Origin of the sequence: Zoogloea sp., assembly GCF_028693495.1 — a bacterium.
Lineage (GTDB): Bacteria > Pseudomonadota > Gammaproteobacteria > Burkholderiales > Rhodocyclaceae > Zoogloea.
This window is the reverse complement of the sequence record NZ_JAQUVG010000038.1, coordinates 23,110-29,335: the sequence shown is the minus strand read 5'-3', so window position 1 is coordinate 29,335 and position 6,226 is coordinate 23,110. Positions and strand designations below refer to the sequence as shown.

5 protein-coding genes are annotated in these 6,226 nt (G+C 64.2%); 1 reads left to right on the top strand and 4 read right to left on the bottom strand.

Annotated features, from left to right (window positions below):
• The coding region (locus PHD22_RS08230; RefSeq protein ID WP_299864915.1) for an EAL domain-containing protein at positions 1-1,453 on the top strand (1,453 nt) is incomplete at its 5' end.
• 54 nt (positions 1,454-1,507) lie between these two features.
• Here the strand turns inward: PHD22_RS08230 and ispH are convergent.
• The 4 genes from ispH to ileS are packed head-to-tail and all read right to left on the bottom strand — an operon-like array spanning position 1,508 to position 6,211.
• Positions 1,508-2,452, bottom strand: a complete 945-nt coding sequence (ispH, locus tag PHD22_RS08225) for a 4-hydroxy-3-methylbut-2-enyl diphosphate reductase (RefSeq protein ID WP_299864914.1) — start codon at positions 2,450-2,452, stop codon at positions 1,508-1,510.
• Positions 2,453-2,456: 4 nt separating this feature from the next.
• Positions 2,457-2,888: an FKBP-type peptidyl-prolyl cis-trans isomerase gene (locus PHD22_RS08220; protein WP_299864913.1), complete on the bottom strand. Its 432-nt coding sequence runs from the start codon at positions 2,886-2,888 to the stop codon at positions 2,457-2,459.
• The gene (gene lspA / locus PHD22_RS08215; RefSeq protein WP_299864912.1) at positions 2,885-3,379 is read right to left on the bottom strand and encodes a signal peptidase II; all 495 of its coding nucleotides are present in this window, start codon (positions 3,377-3,379) and stop codon (positions 2,885-2,887) included. The genes PHD22_RS08220 and lspA overlap by 4 nt, the downstream gene beginning before the upstream one ends.
• Before the next feature lie 27 nt (positions 3,380-3,406).
• Positions 3,407-6,211, bottom strand: coding sequence for an isoleucine--tRNA ligase (ileS, locus tag PHD22_RS08210; RefSeq protein ID WP_299864911.1), 2,805 nt, complete (start codon positions 6,209-6,211; stop codon positions 3,407-3,409).
• Positions 6,212-6,226 lie beyond the last annotated feature (15 nt).

Genomic DNA, 6,226 nt, shown 5'->3' with positions numbered 1-6,226 from the left:
CATTTTTTGGGGTATGGCGGTGTCCATGCTGCTGCGATGGGTGGAGCGCCCCCTGGGGGAGATGGCGGCTCAGGCCGAAGCCGTTGGCGAGGGACGTTTCAGGATCCTGCAGGAACCCGCTGTGCTGGAATTGAGGAGCAGGGCGAAGGCCCTCAACCGGATGTCCGGGCGTGTTCAGTCCCTGTTTTCCGAGCAGGCCTCGCGAATCGAAGCCTTGCATAACGAGAGCAGCGTGGATCCTGTCACCGGTCTGCTGAACCGTTCGGCCTTCATGGGGGAATTGCGCCAGGCGCTGACCGATGTCGCAGGGCCTCCCAGCGGTTGCCTGGCTGTGGTCAAGCTGGACGATCTTGCTGCGCTCAATCGTCAGTTTGGTCGGGAGCGTACCGATCTGTGGCTGTTGTCCCTGGCCCGCCGGCTGCAGGGCAGGCTGTTGGTGGCCCCGGGGACGACGCTGGCCCGCCTGAGTGGAGCAGAGTTTGCCTGGCTTGCCCCGGGCATGACTGTGGTTGAAGCACAGGCCCAGCTGGCGGCCCCACCTGCTTTGGGCGGCCTGGAGGAAGAGGGCCAGGAGAGGCCCTCCGTGCAGATCCATGTCGGGGGTGCCGCTTATGAACGCGGTGATGCCGTCAGTGAGCTCCTGGCGCGGGTGGATCTGGCCCTGATGCGTGCCGAGACCACCGGGGATCCCGTTCTGGACGGAGGCGAAGGGCGCTTGCCAGAGCAGACGCCCGGTGCCGAAGCCTGGAGCAGCCTCCTGCAGGCGGCGGTGAATGATCAGATCTTCGCCCTGGAAGGCTATCCTGTCCTGCAGGCAGGGGGTGCCCTGATTCACCGGGAATACATGCTGCGCCTTCCCTGGAAAGGGCACCTCCTGAGTGCAGGGCAATTCATGCCGGCTGCCGTACGCCTTGGGCTGGCCGGCGCCTGCGATCTTGAGGCATTGCGTCTGGGGATGGGCAGGCTGGCTGCGTTGCCTGAAGACAGGATCGCCCTGAACCTGGCCCCTCAGTCCCTGACGGAGGACGGTTTTCTGGATCGGCTGGACATCCTGCTGGCGACGGCTGGCGAGTCTGCCCGGCGGATTTCGGTGGAAGTCAGCGAACGAGGGCTGGATGCCAGCCTGTCCGGCATCGAGCCCCTGGCAGAGGTGCTGGGGCGCCATGGGGTGGGTCTGGGCATCGAACACTTCGGCAGGCAGCTGGCTGCCCTGCCGCGTCTGTATACCCTGCGTCTTGCCTACCTGAAGCTGGATGGCAGCATCGTTGCCGGTTTGCCAGACCACGAAGGCCAGCAGCGTCTGGTGAAGGCCATCGTGGATGTGGCCCGGGGGCTCGAAATTCCGGTGTATGCGGGACAGGTGCATACCGCCGGGGAGTGGGATATGGCCCGCCGCCTGGGGGTCTCAGGGATGACCGGGCCGGAGGCTTCCCGGCGCGCGTCCGCCCCGTGAGGCGGCCACGCCGGCTCTACCTATAGTCCGGAGTGCCGTGGCCGATGCTCCGGGTCAGACGCCGGGGCCCTGGAGTTCCCGGGGGAGCGGGAAGGTCACCTTTTCCGGAACCCCCTCGAGATTGCGGACAGAGGCAGCGCCCATTTCCCGGAGGCGGGTGATCACCGAATTCACCAGCACCTCGGGAGCCGAGGCTCCTGCCGTCACGCCGATGCGTCGCTTGCCTTCGAGCCAGATCGGATCGATGCTTTCAGCATTGTCGATCAGGTAGGCCGGTACTTCCAGGAGCTCTGCGACTTCCCGCAGCCGGTTGGAGTTGGAGCTGTTCACCGAGCCCACGACCAGCACCAGATCCGATTGGGGTGCCATGAACTTGACCGCATCCTGGCGATTCTGGGTCGCGTAGCAGATGTCGTCCTTCTTGGGACCAATGATGGTGGGAAAGCGCTTCCTCAAGGCGGCCACGATGGCTGCCGCATCATCCACCGACAGGGTGGTCTGGGTGACGTAGGCGAGCATTTCCGGATTGTTCACCTCAAGCCGAGCCACGTCATCGGCGCTCTCGACCAGATAGATGCCGTCCCTGACCTGGCCCATCGTACCTTCCACTTCCGGGTGGCCCTTGTGACCGATCATGATCAGTTCGCGTCCCTGATCCCGCATGCGGGCCACCTCCAGGTGAACCTTGGTAACCAGCGGGCAGGTGGCATCGAAGACCCGCAGGCCGCGGGCCTCGGCTTCGATCCGTACCGACTGGGGCACCCCATGGGCACTGAAGATCACCGTGTTGCCCTCCGGCACATCGTCCAGATCCTCAATGAAGATGGCGCCCTTGGCCCGCAGGCCTTCCACGACGAAGCGGTTGTGTACCACTTCGTGACGAACGTAAATGGGTGCGCCGTAGCGGGCCAGGGCCTGTTCGACGATCTCGATGGCACGTTCCACTCCGGCGCAGAAGCCCCGGGGGTTGGCGAGCAGGACTTCCATACTGGTGCTCATGGAATCAGTTGACCCCGATTACTTCGACTTCGAAGCGGATGGATTTGCCAGCCAGGGGATGGTTGAAGTCGATGACTGCGTGGGTGTCCAGGACTTCGCGGATCAGACCCGGGTAGCGGGTGCCATCCGGAGCCGTGAATTCCATGATGACCATGGGTTCCACTGCCGATCCGTCGGGAAAGTCCTCCAGGCGCACCTTCTCCACCAGATCTTCGCGATGCACGCCAAAGGCGTTCTCCGGTTCGAGCAGGAAAGTGTGGTGTTCACCCACGGTGATGCCGGCGAGGCAGCGTTCGAGGGTGGGGGCAATGTCACCCTTGCCGAGCTGCATGGTGGCAGGCTGGGATTCGAAGGTGCTGATCAGGGCTTGACCATTGTCGAGCGAGATCCGGTAATGGAGGGTCAGCAGGCTGTCGGTCTGGACGATCTGGGTCATGAGAGTTTCTCCTGGGTAGCTGCGTGGCGGGTTTCACGGAACTGGGCAATGACCATCAGGGTCACCCCCACGCAGATGGCGGAGTCCGCCACATTGAAGGCTGGCCAGCCGTAGCGGCCGACGTGGAAGTACAGGAAATCGACCACCGCGCCGAAGACGAAGCGGTCGATCACGTTGCCGATGGCGCCACCGATGATCAGCGAAAAGGCCAGGGGCTGGAGCAGTTCATGCTGATGTCGGGCCAGCAGGCGAAGCAGCCAGCTGCAGATGATGACGGCCAGGCCGACGAAGAACCATCTCTGCCACCCCCCCTGGTCAGCCAGGAAGCTGAAGGCTGCTCCCGGATTGAAGGCCAGCACGATGTCGAAGAAATCCGTCACGCGGATGACTTCGCCGTGGCGCAGGGCTCCCAGAACGAGGTGCTTGGTCCATTGATCCACCAGCACGATGAGGGCTGACAGGCCGATCCAGTTTCCGAGGCGCAGTTTCAAGGGCAGGGCTCCTGTGGGATGCAAGGATCAGGCGGCGATGCGGACTTCGCCGCTGCCGTGGAGGTTGGACGTGCAGCGGCCACAAAGTTCCGGATGGGCTGAGTCGTGTCCGACGTCTGCCCGGTAGTGCCAGCAGCGCTCACATTTGGCGTGGGAGGACGGGCTGACGAGAATGGCTTCCTGCGTTTCGTCGTCCACCTGGACAAGGGTGGTCTTCGAGCAGATCAGCAGGAAACGCAGGTCGTCGCCCAGGCTTTCGAGCAGGTTGAACCGGGTGCCGGTGGCTCGGATTTCGACTTCGGCCTGCAGGGAAGAGCCAAGCTTGCCGGCCGTGCGGACTGCTTCAATTTCCTTTAGCACGTCGGCCCGCAGGGCTCGAAGATCAGTCCATTTCTGGAGCAGGGCCTCTTCTCCATCCTGGAAGGGAAGCTTGTGGAAGCTGTGGAGCATTACGCTGTCTTCGGCATTCTTGCCGAGGAGCAGCCAGATTTCCTCTGCAGTGAAGGAGAGGATCGGGGCCATCAGTGTGACGACGGACTGCAGGATGTGCCAGAGGGCGCTCTGGGCGGCCCGACGGGCGATGGAGTCGCCCCGGGTGGTGTAGAGGCGATCCTTGAGAATGTCCAGGTACACGGCGCCCAGGTCTTCGGAGGCGAAGTTCTGCAGTGCCTGGACGATGCGGTGGAACTCGAAGCGCTCGTAGTCAGCCTTGGCCTGGTCCTGCAACCGACGGGTGAGAGCCAGGGCATAGCGGTCGATTTCGAGCCACTGATCTACCGGCAGCATGTCCGTGGCCGGGTTGAAGTCGGCGGTGTTGGCGAGCAGGAAGCGCAGGGTGTTGCGCAGACGCCGATAGACCTCCACCACCCGGTCGAGGATCTCCTTGGAGATGGACAGCTCGCCCGAGTAGTCGGTGGAGGCCACCCAAAGACGCAGGATTTCCGCCCCCAGCTTGCCGGTCACTTCCTGGGGAAGCACTACGTTGCCGAGGGACTTGCTCATCTTGCGGCCGGTGCCGTCCACGGCGAAGCCATGGGTCAGCAGGGCCTTGTAGGGCGGGTGGCCGTCGATGGCGCAGCCGGTCAGCAGCGACGAGTGGAACCAGCCGCGGTGCTGGTCGGAACCTTCCAGGTAGAGGTCGGCGCGCGGGCCGCTGGCGTGCCCATCGTTGTGGGAGCCGCGTAGCACATGCCAGTGGGTGGTGCCGGAGTCGAACCATACGTCGAGGGTGTCGCTGATTTTTTCGTACTGCCCGGCTTCTGCTCCGAGCACCTCCGCCGGGTCCAGCTTGAACCAGGCCTCGATGCCTTCCTGCTCGATGCGCTGGGCGACCTGCTCCATCAGTTCCACGGTGCGCGGGTGAAGCTCGCCGGTTTCGCGGTGAAGGAAGAAGGGAATCGGCACCCCCCAGTTGCGCTGGCGCGAGATACACCAGTCGGGCCGGTTGGCGATCATGGCATGCAGGCGCGCCTGGCCCCAGGATGGGAAGAAGCGGGTGGCCTCGACGCCCTGCAGGGCCAGCTCACGCAGGCTGGGGCCGCCATTGGGTTTCAGGTCCATGCCCACGAACCACTGGGCAGTGGCCCGGTAGATCAGCGGCGTCTTGTGGCGCCAGCAATGCATGTAGCTGTGGCTGATCTTCTCGTGGGAGAAGAGGGCGCCCACTTCCTGCAGTTTCTCGACGATGACCGGGTTGGCCTTCCAGATGTGCAGGCCGCCGAAGAAGGGCAGGGATTCGGCATAGACGCCGTTGCTCTGCACCGGGCTCAGGATGTCGTCGTTGGTGAAGCCGTTGGCCTTGCAGGAGTTGAAGTCGTCCACGCCGTAGGCCGGGGCCGAGTGGACGATGCCGGTACCGGCGTCAAGGCCCACGTAGTCAGCCACGAAGACTGGCGACAGGCGATCGTAGAAGGGGTGACGGAAGCTGATGTGGCCCAGTTTGCTGCCGTTGGTGCGGGTGACGATCGCCCCTTCCAGCCCGAAGCGCTTGAGGCTGGACTCGACCAACTCGGCCATCAGCACCAGCAGGCCGCGGGGCGTGTCCACCAGGGCGTATTCGTGTTCGGGGTGGACGTTGAGGGCCTGGTTGGCGGGGATGGTCCACGGGGTGGTGGTCCAGATCACGGCCAGGGCGTCCTTGCCGCCGGGCAGGGCCGGGAGGCTGAAGGCTGCGGCGAGCTTTTCGGGTTCTGCACAGACGAAGCCCACGTCGATGGCCGGGCTCTGCTTGTCCTGGTATTCGACTTCGGCTTCGGCCAGGGCGGAGCCACAGTCAAAGCACCAGTTCACTGGTTTGAGGCCCTTGAAGACCCAGCCGCGCTTGACCATCTCGGCCAGGGCGCGGACTTCGCCGGCTTCGTTGCCGAAGTCCATGGTACGGTAGGGCTTGTCCCAGTCACCGAGCACGCCCAGGCGGATGAAGTCCTTCTTCTGCTCTTCGATCTGATCAAAGGCGTAGGCGCGGCTCAGTTCGCGCACCTTGTCGGCGGGCAGGCCCTTGCCGTGGGTGACCTCGATCTTGTGCTCGATGGGCAGGCCGTGGCAGTCCCAGCCGGGCACGTAGGGCGCGTCGTAGCCTGCGAGCGTCTTGGAGCGGACGATGATGTCCTTGAGGATCTTGTTCAGCGCGTGACCGATGTGGATGCTGCCGTTGGCGTAGGGGGGGCCGTCGTGGAGCACGAATTTGGGTCGCCCGGCAGCAGCCTGGCGGATCTTCTGGTAGAGCTTGCGTTGCTGCCAGCCGGCGATCCAGCCCGGTTCGCGCTTGGCGAGGTCGCCTCGCATGGGGAAGGGAGTGTCGGGCAGGTTCAGGTCGTTACGCTTCTGGGACATGGTGGGTCTGGGCTG